This is a genomic window from Microbacterium sp. ZW T6_19 (genome assembly GCF_044987465.1).
Lineage (GTDB): Bacteria > Actinomycetota > Actinomycetes > Actinomycetales > Microbacteriaceae > Microbacterium > Microbacterium natoriense_A.
The window spans coordinates 30079-46865 of sequence record NZ_JBJDRH010000011.1 but is presented as its reverse complement, the minus strand read 5'-3'; the positions used below and the strand labels follow the sequence as shown (position 1 = coordinate 46865).

Annotated in this window: 15 protein-coding genes and 1 riboswitch; of the genes, 6 read left to right on the top strand and 9 right to left on the bottom strand. The window is 69.1% G+C overall.

Annotated elements, in window-relative coordinates; all coding sequences use genetic code 11:
* Positions 1-119: 119 nt before the first annotated feature.
* From hpaD to ACI3KT_RS15585, 3 genes are all read left to right on the top strand, one after another.
* On the top strand, positions 120-1256 hold the full coding sequence (gene hpaD / locus ACI3KT_RS15595) for a 3,4-dihydroxyphenylacetate 2,3-dioxygenase (protein WP_404905443.1): 1137 nt from the start codon (positions 120-122) through the stop codon (positions 1254-1256).
* Between the two features lie 142 nt (positions 1257-1398).
* Entirely contained in the window at positions 1399-2184 is a 786-nt protein-coding gene (locus ACI3KT_RS15590) for a fumarylacetoacetate hydrolase family protein (protein ID WP_404905441.1), read from the top strand.
* On the top strand, positions 2169-2972 hold the full coding sequence (locus tag ACI3KT_RS15585) for an HpcH/HpaI aldolase/citrate lyase family protein (RefSeq protein WP_404905439.1): 804 nt from the start codon (positions 2169-2171) through the stop codon (positions 2970-2972). Before ACI3KT_RS15590 ends, ACI3KT_RS15585 begins: the two co-directional genes overlap by 16 nt.
* On the opposite strand, the gene ACI3KT_RS15580 is transcribed toward ACI3KT_RS15585, so the two are convergent.
* The 4 genes from ACI3KT_RS15580 to thiO form a co-directional block, all read right to left on the bottom strand.
* Positions 2966-4126 (bottom strand): ThiF family adenylyltransferase, encoded by a 1161-nt coding sequence (locus tag ACI3KT_RS15580; RefSeq protein WP_404905437.1) that lies wholly within the window; start codon positions 4124-4126, stop codon positions 2966-2968. The genes ACI3KT_RS15585 and ACI3KT_RS15580 overlap by 7 nt on opposite strands.
* A complete protein-coding gene (locus ACI3KT_RS15575; protein ID WP_292910426.1) occupies positions 4123-4938 on the bottom strand; it encodes a thiazole synthase in 816 nt (271 codons plus the stop codon). Before ACI3KT_RS15575 ends, ACI3KT_RS15580 begins: the two co-directional genes overlap by 4 nt.
* 28 nt (positions 4939-4966) lie before the next feature.
* On the bottom strand, positions 4967-5218 hold the full coding sequence (gene thiS, locus ACI3KT_RS15570) for a sulfur carrier protein ThiS (RefSeq protein WP_404905435.1): 252 nt from the start codon (positions 5216-5218) through the stop codon (positions 4967-4969).
* Entirely contained in the window at positions 5215-6402 is a 1188-nt protein-coding gene (thiO, locus tag ACI3KT_RS15565; protein ID WP_404905433.1) for a glycine oxidase ThiO, read from the bottom strand. Before thiO ends, thiS begins: the two co-directional genes overlap by 4 nt.
* A riboswitch (TPP riboswitch) is annotated at positions 6395-6494 on the bottom strand. It overlaps the preceding gene by 8 nt.
* Before the next feature lie 11 nt (positions 6495-6505).
* On the opposite strand from thiO, the gene thiE reads away from it, so the two are divergent.
* Entirely contained in the window at positions 6506-7189 is a 684-nt protein-coding gene (thiE, locus tag ACI3KT_RS15560) for a thiamine phosphate synthase (RefSeq protein WP_404905431.1), read from the top strand.
* 7 nt (positions 7190-7196) lie between these two features.
* Here the strand turns inward: thiE and ACI3KT_RS15555 are convergent, their stop codons facing one another.
* The 5 genes from ACI3KT_RS15555 to ACI3KT_RS15535 are packed head-to-tail and all read right to left on the bottom strand — an operon-like array spanning position 7197 to position 14273.
* Entirely contained in the window at positions 7197-8744 is a 1548-nt protein-coding gene (locus tag ACI3KT_RS15555) for a family 43 glycosylhydrolase (RefSeq protein ID WP_404905429.1), read from the bottom strand.
* A complete protein-coding gene (locus ACI3KT_RS15550) occupies positions 8741-11068 on the bottom strand; it encodes a beta-glucosidase (RefSeq protein ID WP_404905427.1) in 2328 nt (775 codons plus the stop codon). The genes ACI3KT_RS15555 and ACI3KT_RS15550 overlap by 4 nt, the downstream gene beginning before the upstream one ends.
* Positions 11069-11071: 3 nt before the next feature.
* Positions 11072-11959 (bottom strand): carbohydrate ABC transporter permease, encoded by an 888-nt coding sequence (locus tag ACI3KT_RS15545; RefSeq protein ID WP_292910414.1) that lies wholly within the window; start codon positions 11957-11959, stop codon positions 11072-11074.
* On the bottom strand, positions 11956-12951 hold the full coding sequence (locus tag ACI3KT_RS15540) for a carbohydrate ABC transporter permease (RefSeq protein WP_404905532.1): 996 nt from the start codon (positions 12949-12951) through the stop codon (positions 11956-11958). Before ACI3KT_RS15540 ends, ACI3KT_RS15545 begins: the two co-directional genes overlap by 4 nt.
* 29 nt (positions 12952-12980) lie before the next feature.
* Positions 12981-14273, bottom strand: a complete 1293-nt coding sequence (locus ACI3KT_RS15535; protein ID WP_404905425.1) for an ABC transporter substrate-binding protein — start codon at positions 14271-14273, stop codon at positions 12981-12983.
* Between the two features lie 148 nt (positions 14274-14421).
* On the opposite strand from ACI3KT_RS15535, the gene ACI3KT_RS15530 reads away from it, so the two are divergent.
* Positions 14422-15420, top strand: a complete 999-nt coding sequence (locus ACI3KT_RS15530) for a LacI family DNA-binding transcriptional regulator (RefSeq protein ID WP_404905423.1) — start codon at positions 14422-14424, stop codon at positions 15418-15420.
* 117 nt (positions 15421-15537) lie between these two features.
* The gene (locus ACI3KT_RS15525) at positions 15538-16761 is read left to right on the top strand and encodes an MFS transporter (protein WP_404905421.1); all 1224 of its coding nucleotides are present in this window, start codon (positions 15538-15540) and stop codon (positions 16759-16761) included.
* Positions 16762-16787: the final 26 nt, after the last annotated feature.

Sequence of the window (16787 nt, the reverse complement as noted above, 5' to 3'; positions counted from 1 at the left end):
GTCGTTGAGCGAGCGAAGCGAGACGAAACGCGTCGATCCTGCAGGAAACTGCGTTTCGTCTCGGTCGCAAGCTCCCTCGCTCAACGACCGGCATCCGACATCCAAGCAAGGACGCTGACATGACCAACCGCGATGACATGACGCTGACCTCCTCAGGCTTCTACGTGAGCCAGGAGGCGCCCATCCATCCCGACAACCCGACGCCGACCCCGACGAGCACGCCTCCGGACGTGCTGCGCTGCGCGTACATGGAGCTCGTGGTCACCGACCTCGCCGCGTCTCGCGTGTTCTACGTCGACGTGCTCGGTCTCTACGTGACGGAGGAGGACGACGAGGCGATCTACCTGCGTTCGACCGAGGAGTTCATCCACCACAACCTCGTGCTGCGCAAGGGTCCGATCGCCGCTGTCGCCGCGTTCTCGTACCGGGTCCGCTCGGCCGAGGACCTCGACCGCGCCGTCGAGTTCTACACGGAGCTCGGCTGCGACGTCCGCCGCAACCCCGACGGGTTCGTCAAGGGCATCGGCGACTCCGTGCGCGTGGTCGACCCGCTCGGCTTCCCCTACGAGTTCTTCCACGCGACCGATCACGTCGAGCGGATGTCGTGGCGCTACGACCTGCACATCCCCGGCGAGCTCGTGCGCCTCGACCATTTCAACCAGGTCACCCCCGACGTCCCCCGCGCGGTGAAGTTCATGCAGGACCTCGGATTCCGCGTCACGGAGGACATCCAGGACGAGGAGGGCACCGTCTACGCCGCGTGGATGCGTCGCAAGCCCACCGTGCACGACACCGCCATGACGGGCGGCGACGGGCCGCGCATGCACCACGTGTGCTTCGCGACCCACGAGAAGCACAACATCCTCGCGATCTGCGACAAGCTCGGGGCCCTCCGCCGTTCCGACGCCATCGAGCGGGGCCCCGGTCGCCACGGCGTGAGCAACGCCTTCTACCTGTACCTGCGAGACCCCGACGGTCACCGCGTCGAGGTCTACACGCAGGACTACTACACGGGCGACCCGGACAACCCGGTCATCACGTGGGACGTGCACGACAACCAGCGCCGCGACTGGTGGGGCAACCCGGTCGTCCCGAGCTGGTACACCGACGCGAGCCTCGTGCTCGACCTCGACGGCAACCCGCAGCCCGTCATCGCGCGCACCGACTCCTCCGAGATGGCCGTCACGATCGGCGCCGACGGGTTCAGCTACACGCGCGCGGACGAGCGTGAGGGAAAGCTCGGCAACCAGCTGTAAGACCACTGGTCGTTGAGCGAGCGGAGCGAGACGAAACGCGGTGAGGACCCGCACGACCTCGGGTCACGCGAACCATGAAGCGTTTCGTCTCGGTCGCTCCGCTCCCTCGCTCAACGACCGAAAAAGGACGAAGGAGGAACGGATGCTTTCAGCAGACACGATCGCGCAGATCGCGGCGGAGCTCGCCGAGGCCGACCGCACGCACGGTGTGATCCCGCGCATCACCGCCCGGTACCCCGAGGCCACGGTCGAGGACTCGTACGCGATCCAGGGCGTGTGGCGGGATTCTCAGATCGACGCGGGCCGCCGGCTCGTCGGACGCAAGATCGGGCTGACGTCGAAGGCGATGCAGCAGGCCACTGGGATCACCGAGCCCGACTACGGTGTGATGTTCGACGACACCGTGTACGAATCAGGCGCCGAGATCCCCGTCGACCACTTCTCGAACGTGCGCATCGAAGTCGAGCTGGCGTTCGTGCTCAAGCGTCCGCTCGAGGGCCCCGACTGCACTCTCGACGACGCGCTCGCGGCGATCGACTACGCCGTGCCCGCTCTCGAGGTGCTGAACTCGCACATCGAGCTCGAGGGCCGCACGATCGTCGACACGATCAGCGACAACGCGGCCTACGGCGCGATGGTGCTGGGCACCGTGCACAAGCGTCCTGACGAGATCGATCTGCGCTGGGTGCCCGGTCTGCTCTTCAAGAACGGCGAGATCGAAGAGACCGGAGTCGCCGCCGGGGTCCTCAATCATCCGGCCACCGGCGTCGCGTGGCTCGCGAACAAGTTCCATCAGCACGGCGCGCGTCTCGAGGCAGGGGAGATCATCCTGGCAGGATCGTTCACGCGCCCGATGTGGGTGACGCGCGGCGACGGGGTGCTGTGCGACTACGGACCGATGGGAACGATCGCATGCCGCTTCGTCTAGATTCCTCCTTCCGCGAGCAGATCGCGGCATCCGACCGATCGCTGATCGGGGTGTGGGCCTGCTCGGGCAGCCCGTTGGTGACCGAGGTCGCCGCCGGCTCCGGTGTCGACTGGCTGCTCATCGACATGGAGCACTCGACGAACACTCTCGAAAGCGTTCTGCTGCAGCTGCAGGTCGCCGCCGCATACCCGATCGTGCCGCTCGTGCGGGTGCCGTCCAACGACGCCGTCGCGATCAAGCAGGTGCTCGATCTCGGTGCGCAGAATCTCATCGTGCCGATGGTGTCCTCGGCCGACGATGCCCGTGCGGCGGTCGCCGCCACCCGCTATCCGCCGGAAGGCGTGCGCGGTGTCGGCAGCGCCCTCGCCCGCAGCGCTCGCTGGAATCGGGTCGAGCGCTACCTGCAGGAGTCGGCGCGACACATCTCGCTGACCGTGCAGATCGAGACCGCGGCGGGCGTCGATGCCGCCGCCGAGATCGCCTCGGTCGACGGCGTCGACGCCGTGTTCGTCGGCCCGTCAGACCTGTCGGCGTCGATGGGGCTGCTGGGCCAGCAGACCCACCCCGAGGTCGTCGCAGCCGTCGAGAGCGTGTTCCGCGCGGTCAAGGGCGCCGGCAAACCGGTCGGCGTGAACGCCTTCGATCCGGTCGCCGCCGACGCGTACATCGCTGCGGGGGCGGACTTCGTCGCGGTCGGGGCGGACGTCGCGCTGCTCGCACGGGCGACCGAGGCTCTCGCCGCACGCTTCGTCCCGGCGTCCGACGACTCGCACCGAGCCAGCTACTGAGCCGCCGCTGAGAAGGCGTCCACCCCACCAGCCAGATTGCGCAGCGGGGTTCCCGGCGGCGCGGATTCGATGAGAGCGTCGATGGCACGCGCAGAGCGGATGCCGACCTGGCACGTGACGATGATGTCGCGCCCGTCAATGGCCCTGTCTCCCAGCGCCTCGGCGACACACGCCCATCCCTCGTCGAGGATGCGCGCGAGCGGCACGGACACGGATCCTGCGATCACGGAGGTCTCCCGTTCTTCCGTGCTGCGCACATCCACCACCACGAGCCCGGCAGACCCGCGCTCGAGCCGCGCTGCGACCTCTCCGGCGGAGATGTCGTCGGCTCTGCCGTGCGGCCACTGCGCCCGGCACGCGACCGCGACCTCCTCCAGATCGAGCACCGGTGGGCGGTCCGGGTCGGCGTGGAAGCGCAGTTCGTCCCACCGAGCTGAGAGCGCGTCGTAGCGGGCGAGCCGCCCGATGAGCGGCTCTCCGATTCCGCAGAGCAGCTTGAGCGCCTCCGCCGCCATGGCGGAGCCGACCGCACCGCACAGCACGCCGAACACGCCGCCGGTCGCGCACGACTCGATCGAATCGGCGTCAGGGATGTCGGGGAAGAGGTCTCGAAGCATCGGTCCGTGACCAGGCCAGAACACGCTGACCTGACCGGCGAACTGATGGATGCTGCCCCACACGACCGGCGTGCCGGTGAGCTCGGCGGCGTCGTTGCTGAGATAGCGAGTGGCGAAGTTGTCGCTGCCGTCGAGCACGAGATCGTGCTCTCGGAAGAGCGCGAGGGCGTTGCTCGGATCCAGCCGCGCGGCCATGGCCGTGACGACGACTTCTGGGTCGCGCAGCGCGACTGCCGAGCGTGCCGATTGCGCCTTCGGGCGACCGAGATCGCCTTCGGTGTGCAGCACCTGTCGCTGCAGGTTCGAGAGCTCGACACGGTCGTCGTCGATCACGGTGAGCCGGCCCACGCCCGCCGCCGCGAGGTATTGGATGGCGGGAGCGCCCAGGCCGCCGGCGCCGATCACGAGCACCCGAGCCGCTGCGAGGCGCCGCTGACCGTGATCCCCCACACCGGGGAGTGTGAGGTGGCGCGCGAACCGTGCCGCCCGGTGCGGTGCCAGAGGCGGGCCGGGGTCGACGAGCGCGGGCAGGCTCACAGGTCGGCCTCGGACGGCCGCGCGGAGATCAGTCCGTCGGCCGCCGACGAGGCGAGTGCCAGCGGACGCCGCGGGATGCGTCCCGCCGCACGAGCGAGACGGCCGGCGTCGACCGCGGCACGCATCGCTCGGGCCATTCTCGCCGGGTCCTGCGCCCGGGTGACGGCGCTCGCGAGCAGCACGGCGTCCACTCCGAGCTCCATCGCCAAGGCGGCGTCCGAGGCGGTGCCCACGCCTGCGTCGAGGATCACCGGCACCGCAGCGCGGGAGACGATCGTCTCGATGTTGTGCGGATTGAGGATGCCGAGACCGCTGCCGATCGGCGAACCGGCCGGCATGACGGCGGTCACGCCCACGTCCTCCAGGCGCCGGGCGAGGGCGGGATCGTCGTTCGTGTAGGCGAACACGCGGAAGCCGGAGGCCACCAGCTCTTCGGAGGCCCGGAAGAGCTCGACCGGATCGGGCAGCAGCGTCTCCTCGTCCGCGATCACCTCGAGCTTGACCCAGTCGGTCTCGAGGGCCTCCCGCGCCAGCTGCGCGGTGAGAACCGCGTCTCGGGCCGTGTAGCAGCCGGCGGTGTTCGGCAGGGCACGGATGCCGAGCCGATCGAGCATCGCGAACACCGAGTCCCGCGCCTCCGGGGCGAAGCGGCGGATGGCGACCGTGGTGATCTCCGTCGCCGACTCGATCAGCGCGTTCTCCAGCAGCGAGAGGCTCGTGGCACCGCCGGTTCCCATGATCAGTCGCGAGGAGAACTGCTCCCCCGCGATGATGAACGGGTCGACGACGGCGGCCTGTGCGGTGAGGCTCATAATGTGCTCCGATTCGTGTGCGGGCGGCTCAGCCGCCCTGGACGGCCGTGACGATCTCGACCTCGTCGCCGTCGGCGACCGTGCAGACGGCCCACCGGCTGCGCGGGACCACGGCACCGCCGAGAGCTGCGGCGATACCCAGTCGGCCGCCGTCGACGCGAGAGCCGTCGTCTCGCAGCACGTGTCCGGTGAGGTCCGAGACGAGATCGCGCAGTGTGGAGCCCGCGGCCACCTCGCGGTCGGCGCCGTTCAGGCGAACGGTCTGCAGACTCGTCATCATGAGCCTTTCGGTCGGGCGCCGACGAGGTCGACGACAGCGGGAGGTGTCCAGGCGGCGGCCTCTCGCGGTCCGCCCGCCGTGGCGGCCGTGAAGCGCCACGGGTCCATGGCGGACCGGACGTTCTCGTCGATCGGGCGCCCCTCGGCCAGATCCGACGCGACCGCCGCCGCCAGAGGAGCGAGCAGCACTCCGTGCCGGTCGAACCCCGTGGCGACGAGCACGCCTTCCTCGACGACGCCGAGAAGCGGCACGGCATCGGGGCTCCCCGGGCGAGGACGTGCGAGCATCTCGACGATCTCGCACTCGCTCACGCCGGGGACGACCGTGTCGGCCTCGCGAAGCAGGGCGAGCACGGACCCGGCGTGCACTCCCTCGACGCCGCCCTCCCGCACGGAGGCTCCGAGCACGATCGTGCCGTCGTCCCGCGGGACGAGGTACACAGCACGCCCCCGCACCTGCGCACGGACGGTGCGCGTGATCAGCGGACGCAGCGCCGGCGGGACGCGCAGGCGGAGGACGTCGCCCCACACGGGCCGGAGCGGGAGCGCGGGGATGCCGCCGATCAGGGCCGCCCCGAGGCCGGCGGCCACGATGACGACGTCCGCGCGGTGATGCTCGCCGGATGCCGACAGCAGACCGCTGACTCCCTCGAGCGTCCAGGTCACCGCGGTTACGGCCTCTCTGCGGACGCGGTCGCCGAGCAGGTCGAGGAGCGCCGCTGCGAGCCGCCGCGGATCGATCTGATGGTCGTCCGGAGTGAACACGGCAGAGGTGACGGCGGGGCCGAGCGCCGGCTCGAGGTCGCGAGCGGCCGTGCCCGTCAGCCGTTCAGCCCGGTGCCCCCGCGTGCGCTGAAGCTCGGCCGCGGCGCCGAGCGCTTCACGGTCCGCGCCATCCACGCCGACCGAGAGCGTCCCGTCCGTGCGGTGCCCGAGCGATCGCCCGCTCGTCACCGACAGACGCTCGACGAACGACGGGTACTTCTCGGCCGATGCCTGCATGAGCGGAGTCAGCTCGTCCTGCCCCCATGCCATCTCGGCGGCATGAGCGAGCATCCCGGCGGCGGCGAGGCTCGCGCCGCGGGCAGGTTCAGGGTCGAAGACCGTCACCTCGTGGCCCCGCACGACCAGTTCCTCGGCGGTCGCCAGACCGATGATCCCGGCGCCGATCACAGCGATGCGCATGCGTGCCCTTTCCTACGACGGCATTATCCGTTTCAGGTTCAGCGGTCGGCACGTGGCCCTCTCAGCCCCTGTGGGCTCCCGCGGACCCCTCTACTCTAGGGCTATGACCGCGCTTCTCCCCCTCGTCGACGCACCCCGCCCGACCCGCGAGGAGCGCCTCGCCCTGCTCAACGCAGCACGGCTGTACGTCTGCACGACCGCTCGCACGGCGACCGGCGACCTCGAGGAGTTCCTCGATGCGGCCTACGCGGGCGGGGTCGACATCATCCAGCTGCGTGACAAGGACCTCGAAGCCCGCGCCGAGATCGAGGCGCTCGAGATCCTCGCCGCCGTCGCGCGCAGACACGGAAAGCTGTTCTCGGTGAACGACCGCGCCGACGTCGCCGCTCTCGTCGGCGCCGACGTGTTCCACATCGGTCAGGGCGATCTGACCACCGCGCAGGCACGGCGGCTGCTCGGCGACGACGTGATCATCGGGCGGTCGACGCATTCGATCGCACAGGCCGCGGAGGCGGACGCCGACACCGCCCTCGACTACTTCTGCGTCGGCCCGGTGTGGGAGACGCCGACGAAGCCCGGACGCGCGGCGATCGGCACGGGTCCCCTGCGCGCGGTCGCCGCATCCGGGACGAGCAGGCCCTGGTTCGCTATCGGCGGCATCGACGAAGGTCCTCGCCTCGACGAGGTCGTCGAGGCCGGTTCGCCACGCATCGTCGTCGTGCGGGCGGTGACCGAGGCACTCGATCCCGCCGGGGCGGCCGCATCGCTGCGCGCGCGGCTGCGCTGACGCCCGCTCAGCGCGGGTGGTACTCGACGCGCGCGACACGGACGACGCTGTCGGTCTCCGCTGCGACGCTCGTGGCGTACGCGCCGAGCCACAGGCCGAGGAATCCTCCGGACGAGAAGGAGTCGAGGCTCGTGCCGTCGACCGTCGCGACGCGCAACGGCTGTGATCCTTCGACGCCTGCGAGCAGTTCGTAGTCCTGTCCTCGTGCCCGGCACGTCAGCTCGACGCCCTCGGCCAGAGGACCCGTCAGCGTGATCGTCCCCTGCTCGGCCGACTCGCCTGCACGCACTAGGGTCGCCGTGATCCGTGCAGCATCCGCTTCTCCCCCGCCGAGTACAGCCAGGCGCATGTGATCGCGCTCGGATTGCCGGATCAGCAAGCCGGTCTCCTCGCCGGGGGCCAGCCGTCCGGACAGCCTCAGCGTGAAGTCGAGATCCGGATGCTGCTGCCTGACGCCGAGGAACGCGAACGGCTGCGGGTCCGTCGGCCCCTCCGGACGGATCGGCAGCAGCCACTCGCCGTCCACCGCATCGGCGACCTCACCCGGCAGCGCGCGCACCGAGGTCCAGCGTCCGTCGTCCGGGGCGATCGTCGCAGAGCGCTCCTGACGCCCCTCGCCCGCGAAAGGCACCTCGACCTGGTCCGGTACGCGCCCCTCTCCCGGCGCGAAGACCGGCCAGCCGTCTTCCCACTCGACCGGAACCAGGAACGTCTCGCGCCCGAGATTCGCATGGAGCCCGCCATACGGCCGCATGCCGAGAAGCACGGCCCACCAGCTGTCGTCAGCAGCCTGCACGAGATCAGCGTGGCCGACCGCGACGACGTCCGCCGTGCGACCGAGCTGGCGGTGGCTGAGCACCGGATTCGCCGGGTTCCCGACGTAAGGTCCGGTCACGGCATCCGCCCGCGCCACCGAGACCGCATGATGCATCTCCGTGCCGCCCTCCGCCGCGACGAGGTGATAACGCCCGTCGACCTTGTACAGGTGCGGCCCCTCGGCCCAGACGGCCCCGATCAGCGCGCCCCGCCAGATCACATGCTCGGGACCGGTGAGCGCCCTGGCCTCGGGATCGAACTCGCGCAGCCAGATCTCGGTCTGATCGTGCCACTGCGGACTTCGGGCGAGCCTCGTCCCCTGCACCCACGCCCTCCCGTCGTCGTCGAAGAAGAGCGAGGGGTCGATGCCGTCGGCGCCCAGCCACACCGGCTCGCTCCAGGGACCCGCGGGGTCGGTCGCCGTGATCACGAAGTTCCCACCGCGTGCCGGATCGTTCTGGTCGACGAGCGTGCAGATCACCCAGAAGAGGCCGTCATGGTGGCGCAGCGTGGGCGCGTAGAGCCCGCTCGACGACGCCATGCCCGCCATGTCGAGCATCCCAGGCCTGTCGACGGCGTGCCCGATCAGCTCCCAGCGGGCGAGGTCGGTGCTCCGATGGATCGGGAGCCCCGGCAGGTACTCGAACGACGAGGTGACCACGAAGTACTCGCCGTCCACCCGGCAGATCGAGGGATCGGGATGGCAGCCCGGCAGGATCGGGTTGCGGACCAGGGTCATCCCGGGATGACCTCGGAGCTCACCGACCGCGGGTCCACGGGCGTCAGCGCATGGGCGGCCCCCGTGATCCGCACGGCCGCGCGGCGAGTGACATCCGTCGCGGCATCCGCACCGACCCACACCTGCACATCGCCGGGCTCGACGATGCGCACCATCGATCGGTCGCTGAACGCGAAACGCTGTGTCGGCACGCTGAACGCGACGTCGGCGGATTCGCCCGCGTCGAGCGTGAGACGGTGGAACGCGAGCAGCTGCGCGTCAGGGCGGGTGACGGATGCCACGACGTCGTGCCCGTACAGCTGGAGCACGTGATCAGCCGGCACGGAGCCGGTGTTGGTCACGCGCACGACCGCGCGGAAGGCATCGCCCGCAGAGACCTCTTCATCGACCGCGAGCAGGTCGTGGACGAACGTCGTGTAAGACAGGCCGAAACCGAACGGGCGCACGGGTGTGGGATCGGTCGCGGTGACGTCCGAGGGCCCACCAAGGCGCGGATGCAGGTAGGAGTACGGCTGGGCGCCGGCGGAGCGCGGCAGCGAGACCGGGAGCCGGCCCGAAGGATTCACCCGGCCCGTGATGACTCCGGCGAGCGCGGACCCCCCTTCCTCGCCGGGGAAGAACGCCTGCAGCACGGCAGCGGCACGATGCTCGCCGTCGAGCGCCCATCCGATCGCATAAGGGCGGCCGGTGAGGGCGACCACGACGACCGGGGTGCCGGTGGCGATGAGCGTCTCGACCAGTTCGCGCTGCGCGCCCGGCAGCTCGAGCGACTCGGAATCGTTGCCCTCACCCACCGTGCCACGACCGAACAGTCCGGCCTGATCGCCCACGACGACGATCGCGACATCGGCGGCGCGGGCAGCATCCACGGCCTCCGCGAAACCCGACCGGTCGTCACCCTCGACGTCGCAGCCGCGGGCGCCGATCACTCGCGCGTCCGGCATCTCCGCGGTGAGGGCGTCGGTGAAGGTCGGGATCTCGAAGCCGATCGGGTACTCCGGATGATGTGCGAGAACATGGTTCGCGAACGAGTAGCAGCCCATCAGCGCCTCGGCGCGATCGGCATTCGGTCCGATCACGGCGACGGTCGATAAGGTTCCCGTGAGCGGCAGCACGCCGTCGTTCGACAGCAGCACGACCGATTCCTCTGCGAGCCGTCGCGCGATATCGCGATGACGAGGCGAGTCGAGGTCGATCTCGGCGGGAGGGCCCTGCGCGAAGGCACCCGCCTCGAGGAGTCCGAGGTCCTCTTTCTGCGTGAGCACGCGCAGAACCGCGCGATCGATGAAGGCCTCGTCGAAGAGTCCTGCTCCGACCCGCTCGATCAGCGGCTCGAGATAGGCGTCGCCGGTGGGAAGTTCGACGTCGATGCCCGCCGTGAGCGCCGCCTGAGCCGCCTCACCCCGGTCGGAGGCGATGCGGTGCATGATCTCGAGGAAGGCGACGGCGAAGTAGTCGGCGACCACGACGCCGTCGAAGCCCCAGCGCTCCCGCAGCAGCTCGGTGAGGTACTCGGCGCTCGAGCCGAGCGGCACGCCGTCGATCTCCGCGTAAGAGTTCATGACGGAGCGCACTCCCCCGTCGATGACCGCCATCTCGAAGGGCGGCAGGAAGACATCGGCGACTTCGCGGGGTCCGGCCGAGACCGGGGCGTGGTTGCGCCCCGCACGCGAACCGGCGTAACCGACGAAGTGCTTGAGGGTCGCGTGCACGCCGGCCGCTTGGAGGCCCTTCACATAGGCCGTGCCGAGCACGCCGACCACGTAGGGATCTTCTGCGATGCACTCGTCGACGCGGCCCCAACGGGGATCGCGGATCACGTCGAGAACCGGGGCGAGCCCTTGGTGGATGCCGAGCTCGCGCATCGAGTCGCCGATCGAGAGCGCCATCTCCTCCACCAGGCCCGAGTCGAAGGAGGCGCCCCACGCGAGCGGTGTCGGGAAGGTCGCGGCCTTCCACGCCGCGAGACCCGTGAGGCACTCCTCGTGCACGAGGGCGGGGATGCCCAGACGCGTCTCGGTCTGCAGGCGTCGTTGTTCTGACCAAAGCCATGCCGCGCGCTCGGCAGGGTCCACCGGCCTTGTGCCGTACACCCGCGTGAAGTGGCCGATGCCATGCCTGGTGATGTCGGCCAGCGCGCCCGAGGGGGCGGATCCGCTCATCTCGCTCTGCATGGGAGCGACGACCTCGCCGCCTTGGTCGAGCCAGTAGCCGACGAGCTGCGCGGCCTTCTCCTCGATCGTCATCTGCGCCAGGAGCGCCTGTACCCGAGCCGATGCCTGGGGGAAAGCGGGGATCACTGTCTTCTCCGTGTATGTCTGCATGGGTCAGCCCTTGACGGCTCCGGTCAGTCCGCCGACGATGCGTCGCTCGAACAGGCTGAAGAAGACCAGCGCGGGCAGCATCGACAGCGAGGTGTATGCGAGCACGCGCGCCGTGTCGACCGAGTACTGCGATGCGAAGTTCTGCACGCCCAGCGGCAGCGTGAGCAGGCTCTGGTCGTTCAGGATGAACAACGGCAGCATGTAGCCGTTCCACGCGCCGATGAACGCGAGGATTCCGACCGTGATCACACCTGGCAGGCTCAGCGGGATCACCATGCGCCAGAAGAACCCGAGGCGCGATGCGCCGTCGATCGAGGCCGCCTCTTCGAGCTCCTTCGGGATCGCCTTCAGGAACGGCACGAGGATGATGATCGTGGTCGGCAGCGCGAACGCGATCTGGGGCAGGATGATGCCGGCCAGATTGTTCACGAGTCCGAGATTGCGGATCAGCAGGTACAGCGGCGTGATGGCGACGGTCACAGGGAACATCAGTCCGGCCGCGAACAGCGAGTACATCACCGCCTTGCCGCTGAACTCGTAGCGGGCGATGACATAGCTCGCCATCACCCCGAGCACGACCGCGCCGAGCGTCGTGCCGACGCCGGAGATCACCGAGTTGCGCATCGCGTTCCAGAACGCCTCGCTGCCGAGCACGTCGGTGTAGTTCGCGATCACCCACGGCGACGGCCATGCCGAGGGGTCGGCGGTGATCTGCGAGTTGGTGCGGAAGCCTCCGACCACGATGTACAGCACGGGCGTGATGCAGATCGTGATGAGGACGAGGGCGAGCAGGTAGACGCCGGGACTCCCCCAGCGGATGCCGGCGGCGTTGCGCCGCCCGCGGATCGTCGCGACCGGGATCGCGACCGAGGTCTTGAGGGTGTCGGTCATCGCCTGCGCGCCTTTCCGCTGTCGCCCGTGAGGGCGCCTTCGGTGTCTCGACGCAGCACGAACCGCTGGTACACCAGCGCCACGACGAGCGAGATGAGGAAGAGCATGACGGCGACGGCGTTTCCGTAGCCGTAGTTCCCCGCCAGGTGCCCGTTCTGATACATGTAGGTGGCCATGGTCGACGTTCCGGCGGTGGCCGCGATGTACTGACCCCAGATGATGTTGACGAGGTCGAACAGTTGCAGCGAGCCGATGACCGACAGGAACGCCCAGATTCGGATCGTGGGTCCGAGCAGCGGCAGCGTGATGCTCCACTGGGTCTTCCAGAACCCGGCGCCGTCGATCGCGGCCGCCTCGTAGAGCTCCTCCGGAATCGACTGCATGCCCGCGAGCATGAGGATCACGGCGAAGCCGATGTACTTCCAGGTGATGATGATCATAAGCGACCAGATCGCGATCGACGGATCGGCGATCCACGAGTGCTGCAGGGCGCCGAGGCCCCACTTCTCGAGCAGGGAGTTCAGCGCGCCGGCATCCTGGAGCATCAGGCTCCACCCGGTGCCGACGACCACCTCGGCGATCACGTACGGGGTGAAGATCAGCACGCGGATCAGCGAGCGTCCGCGGATCTTCTGATTCAGCAGGAGCGCGAACAGGATGGCGATCGGCCCCTGCATGACCAGGGACAGCACGACGATCGCGAAGTTGTGCGCCACCGCGTCGCGGAAGGTCTGATCCTGCAGCATCAGTACGTAGTTGTCGAGTCCGACGAACTCGGTGGGCCAGCCGAAGCCGTTCCACTTGAAGAAGCCGTAGAACGCGGCCATCATCACCGGGAAGATGACGAAGCCGAGGAACACGAGAAGTGCGGGGCCTGAGAGGAGCGCGATCTCGCCGCGCTTGCGCCAGTCGGCCCGCGGCGGTCTCCGTACCGGAGCCGACGTGCGGTCGGCTCCGGTACGGGTGCTCTTCTCAGACGCGGAGGATTCCATCTGCGTCTGTGTGTCGATCATGTCGCGGATCAGCCTCGCGCTGCCGCGTTGGCGATGCCGTCGACGAGCTTCTGCGGGTCGCCCTGCCCTGCGAGCATCTCGACGACACCCGCGTTGAGCGCGTTGCCGACGTTCTGCCCGAGGGCGGTGTCGAGCCACAGCGACACGTACGGGGCGGAGCTGTACGCGTCCATCAGCGGGGTCAGCGACGGGTCGGTCACGGCGCCCTTCGCGTCCTGGCTGGCCGGGATCGTCTGGAATGCGGTGGCGTAGTTCTCCTGCCACGTCTTCGACGAGATGAAGTTGAGGAACTCCTCGCACTCCTTCGGCGAATCGACCGCGCACGAGTAGCCGTCGACGCCGCCCATCATCGCCCCTGCGTCGCCGTCACCGCCGTCGACCTCTGGGAACGGGAACCAGCCGAGATCGGGCAGCGGCTTCTCGTCGGGGGTCAGGCTGGCGATCACGCCCACGTCCCACGCGCCCATGAGCTCCATGGCCGCCTGGTGGTTGGCGAGGAGGCCCGCGGAGGAGTTCGCGCCCTGCTGCGCCGTCGTGGTGAGGAAGCCGTCGTTGAACGGCTCGACCGCCGCGAAGTCGGCGAGGTTCTCGGCCGCGTCCAGCCAGCACGGGTCCGAGAAGTCCGGGTCGGTCGAGAGGCTCTGCACGATGTCCTGGCTGCAGGCGCGCACCGCGAAGAAGTAGAACCAGTGCGCTGCAGGCCAGGCGTCCTTCGCGCCGAGCGCGATGGGAGCGACGCCGGCGGCCTTGAGCTTGTCGACCGCGGCTTCGAGGTCGTCGAGCGTCTTCGGCTCCTCCGTGATGCCGGCCTGGGCGAACAGGTCCTTGCTGTAGAAGATCCCGCCCGGAAGGACGGCGCTCGGCATGCCGTAGATCTTGCCGTCGATCGTGAACGCGCTGAACGGCGCGTCGCCGAACGCGGTCTTCACGTCGTCGTCGATGAGGTCGGTGAGGTCCTTGACCTTGCCTGCGCTCACGATGTCGGCGAGCTTGCCTCCGCCGCGCGCCATGAAGACGTCCGGCATGTCGCCGGAGTTGACGGCGGTCTGCAGCTTGCCGTCCATGTCCTCGTTCTGGATCGAGGTGACCTTCACGGTCACGTCCGGGTTCTCCTCGTGGAATGCCGCGGCCGCATCCTCCCAGAACTGCTTGCCGTCACCCGTCGTGGAGTTCTGCCAGACCGTCAACGTCACGGTGCCGTCATCTGCGGCGTCGGATCCGCCGGCGGTGCACCCGGTCAGGCCGAGCGACCCCAGTGCGACGACGCTCACGCCGGTCGCCCATGCTCTGCGCATCTTCATGCTGTGTTCTCCTCTTCGTCGAGTTCTCGCGCGGCATCCGCCTTGATTTGTTGCCGCCCACACCAAATGTGCTCCGCCCACTCTGACACCCCTCACCCGAGCGTGTCAAACGATATCGATAACGTTTTCCGAACGTAGACTGGATCCCATGAACCGCAGACCGACGATCACCGACGTCGCCCGTGCAGCCGGGGTCTCCGTCGCCACCGTGTCGAAGGCGATCAACGACCGCGACGGCGTCTCGGCATCGACCCATGCCCATGTGCTCAAGGTCGTCGCGGAGCTCGGCTACGAGAGCTCGCTGGTCGCCACTTCCATGCGACGGGGCCGCACACACGTGATCGGCGTGCTCGTCGCCGAGTTCGAGCCTTTCGCGCTGCAGCTGCTGCAGGGCGTCTCGACCGCGCTGCAGGACACGCCCTACGACGTGCTCGCCTATGCCGGCACCGTCTCGGCCGGAGAGCACGTCGGCTGGGAACGCCGCTCCCTGTCACGACTGGGCGGCACTCTGATCGACGGCGCGATCCTCGTGACACCGACCACGACGCCTGCGCATTCCTCGGTGCCCATCGTCGCCGTCGACCCGCACACGGGACCCGACGGGCCGGCGACCGTGGCCGTGCAGAACGTCGACGGCGCCCGGGCGGCCACAGAGCACCTGATCTCGCTGGGCCACCGCCGCATCGGCCATCTGCGAGGACGCACCGACCTCGAGTCAGCGCATCAGCGCGAGGCGGGCTACCGAAGGGCCCTCGAGGATGCAGGGCTCCCCGTCGACCCTGCGCTCATCGCCGACGGCGGCTACCGCGCGGCCTCCGCGACAGCCGGCGCGAACGCTCTGCTCGAGTTGTCCGATCCCCCCACCGCAGTGTTCGCCGCGAACGATCTCAGCGCGATCGAGATGATCCGCGTCGCCGCCGAACGCGGTCTCACGACGCCCGGCGATCTGTCGGTCGTGGGGTTCGACGATGTGCCGCAAGCCGCCTCGAGCATCCCTCAGCTCACCACTGTGCGTCAGCCGCTCATCGAGATGGGCGCCTCCGCCGTCCGCGTGCTTCTCTCGATGCTCGACGGCGGCGCCGCCGAGCACGTGCGGATGCCCGCCGAGCTCGTCGTCCGCTCCTCGACCGCGGCCCCGGCGTCCTGATTCCCTGCTTTCGAATCGGGTGACGGGCCGATCCGCGTCCCGACGGCGGGTCTGCACGATTCGACCGAGCGCGCGGGCGTGGCAGGATGAACGGATGCACAGACGCGGAGCCAGCCGATGACTCGCGGCCTGGCGGCGATGCGCGACACCGGCTTCCGCTGGTTCTTCCTCTCGCGGGCGATCACGATGATCGCCGGTTCGATGTCGTCGATCGCCCTGGCCTTCGCCGTGCTGGGGATCGACAACGCCCCGGAGTCCCTCGCGATCGTGCTGACGGTCTTCACGTTGTCGAACGTCGTGTTCCTGATCTTCGGCGGCGTGGTCGCCGACCGACTGCCGCGCGCACTCGTGATCCAGAGCTGCTACCTGATCGACATCCTCTCGATCGGCACCACGGCGGCTCTCCTGTTCAGCGGCACCGCGACCATCCCGCTGCTCGCTGCGCTGTCGGCGGTGAACGGCGCGGCATCCGCCTTCGTGATGCCTGCCATGCAGGGCATCATCCCGCAGCTCACGACGCCGGAGCATCTGCAGCAGGCGAACGCGATGCTCTCGTTCGTGCGCTCGGCGACGACGATCGGCGGCCCGATCATCGCCGGCGCCCTCGTCGCGTCAGCAGGGCCGGCCTGGGTCATGGTGATCCAGGCCGGAGCCTGGATCGTCGCGATCGTGCTCCTGGCGCTGGTGAAGCTGCCCGCGCCCGACCCGTCGAGGTCGAGCTTCTTCCGCGATCTGCGCACCGGGTGGCACGAGTTCTGGTCGCGCACCTGGATGTGGAGCATCTGCCTGGCGTTCATGGTGATGAACGCGATCCACATCGGCGCGTGGGGCGTCGCCGGTCCGTTCATCGCGAAGAACGACCCGCGTCTGGGGATCACCGGCTGGGGATGGGTGCTCAGCGCGGAAGGTGCCGGCATCCTCCTGATGACCCTGGTGATGATGTGGCTTCCGCTGCGCAGACCCCTGCGGTGGGGCATGCTGGCCGTCAGCGCCCTCGCGATCCCGCTGGCGGTGATGGGGCTCTATCCGCAGGCTCTCATCGTGGCAATCGCCGCTTTCGTCGCGGGCGCGGGCGTCGAGGTGTTCAACACCGGCTGGAACGTGACCGAGATGGAGCAGATCCCCGGTGACAAGCTGTCGCGTGTCGCGAGCTACGACATGCTGGCGAGCTTCGTCGCGATGCCCTTGGGCACTCTCGCCTTCGGCTGGCTGATCGGGCACGTCGACGTGTCGTCGCTGCTCATCGGCTCTGCGATCGTCTACGCGGCGATCGCGCTGGGCACGATGCTGGTGCCGAGCGTGTGGCGGATGGGCCGCATCGAGGGGGCGCTCACGAGCTGACGGAAGTGGCGGATTCATAGCATCCC

Bases quoted from the DNA above. Each gene is read 5' to 3' on its own strand.
- ACI3KT_RS15555 (WP_404905429.1), bottom strand. From the start codon at position 8,744: ATGACCCTGGTCCGCAACCCGATCCTGCCGGGCTGCCATCCCGATCCC.
- hpaD (WP_404905443.1), top strand. From the start codon at position 120: ATGACCAACCGCGATGACATGACGCTGACCTCCTCAGGCTTCTACGTG.
- thiS (WP_404905435.1), bottom strand. From the start codon at position 5,218: ATGATGACGAGTCTGCAGACCGTTCGCCTGAACGGCGCCGACCGCGAG.
- ACI3KT_RS15550 (WP_404905427.1), bottom strand. From the start codon at position 11,068: ATGCAGACATACACGGAGAAGACAGTGATCCCCGCTTTCCCCCAGGCA.
- ACI3KT_RS15590 (WP_404905441.1), top strand. From the start codon at position 1,399: ATGCTTTCAGCAGACACGATCGCGCAGATCGCGGCGGAGCTCGCCGAG.
- thiO (WP_404905433.1), bottom strand. From the start codon at position 6,402: ATGCGCATCGCTGTGATCGGCGCCGGGATCATCGGTCTGGCGACCGCC.
- ACI3KT_RS15535 (WP_404905425.1), bottom strand. From the start codon at position 14,273: ATGAAGATGCGCAGAGCATGGGCGACCGGCGTGAGCGTCGTCGCACTG.
- ACI3KT_RS15575 (WP_292910426.1), bottom strand. From the start codon at position 4,938: ATGAGCCTCACCGCACAGGCCGCCGTCGTCGACCCGTTCATCATCGCG.
- ACI3KT_RS15545 (WP_292910414.1), bottom strand. From the start codon at position 11,959: ATGACCGACACCCTCAAGACCTCGGTCGCGATCCCGGTCGCGACGATC.
- ACI3KT_RS15585 (WP_404905439.1), top strand. From the start codon at position 2,169: ATGCCGCTTCGTCTAGATTCCTCCTTCCGCGAGCAGATCGCGGCATCC.
- ACI3KT_RS15525 (WP_404905421.1), top strand. From the start codon at position 15,538: ATGACTCGCGGCCTGGCGGCGATGCGCGACACCGGCTTCCGCTGGTTC.
- ACI3KT_RS15530 (WP_404905423.1), top strand. From the start codon at position 14,422: ATGAACCGCAGACCGACGATCACCGACGTCGCCCGTGCAGCCGGGGTC.
- ACI3KT_RS15540 (WP_404905532.1), bottom strand. From the start codon at position 12,951: ATGGAATCCTCCGCGTCTGAGAAGAGCACCCGTACCGGAGCCGACCGC.
- thiE (WP_404905431.1), top strand. From the start codon at position 6,506: ATGACCGCGCTTCTCCCCCTCGTCGACGCACCCCGCCCGACCCGCGAG.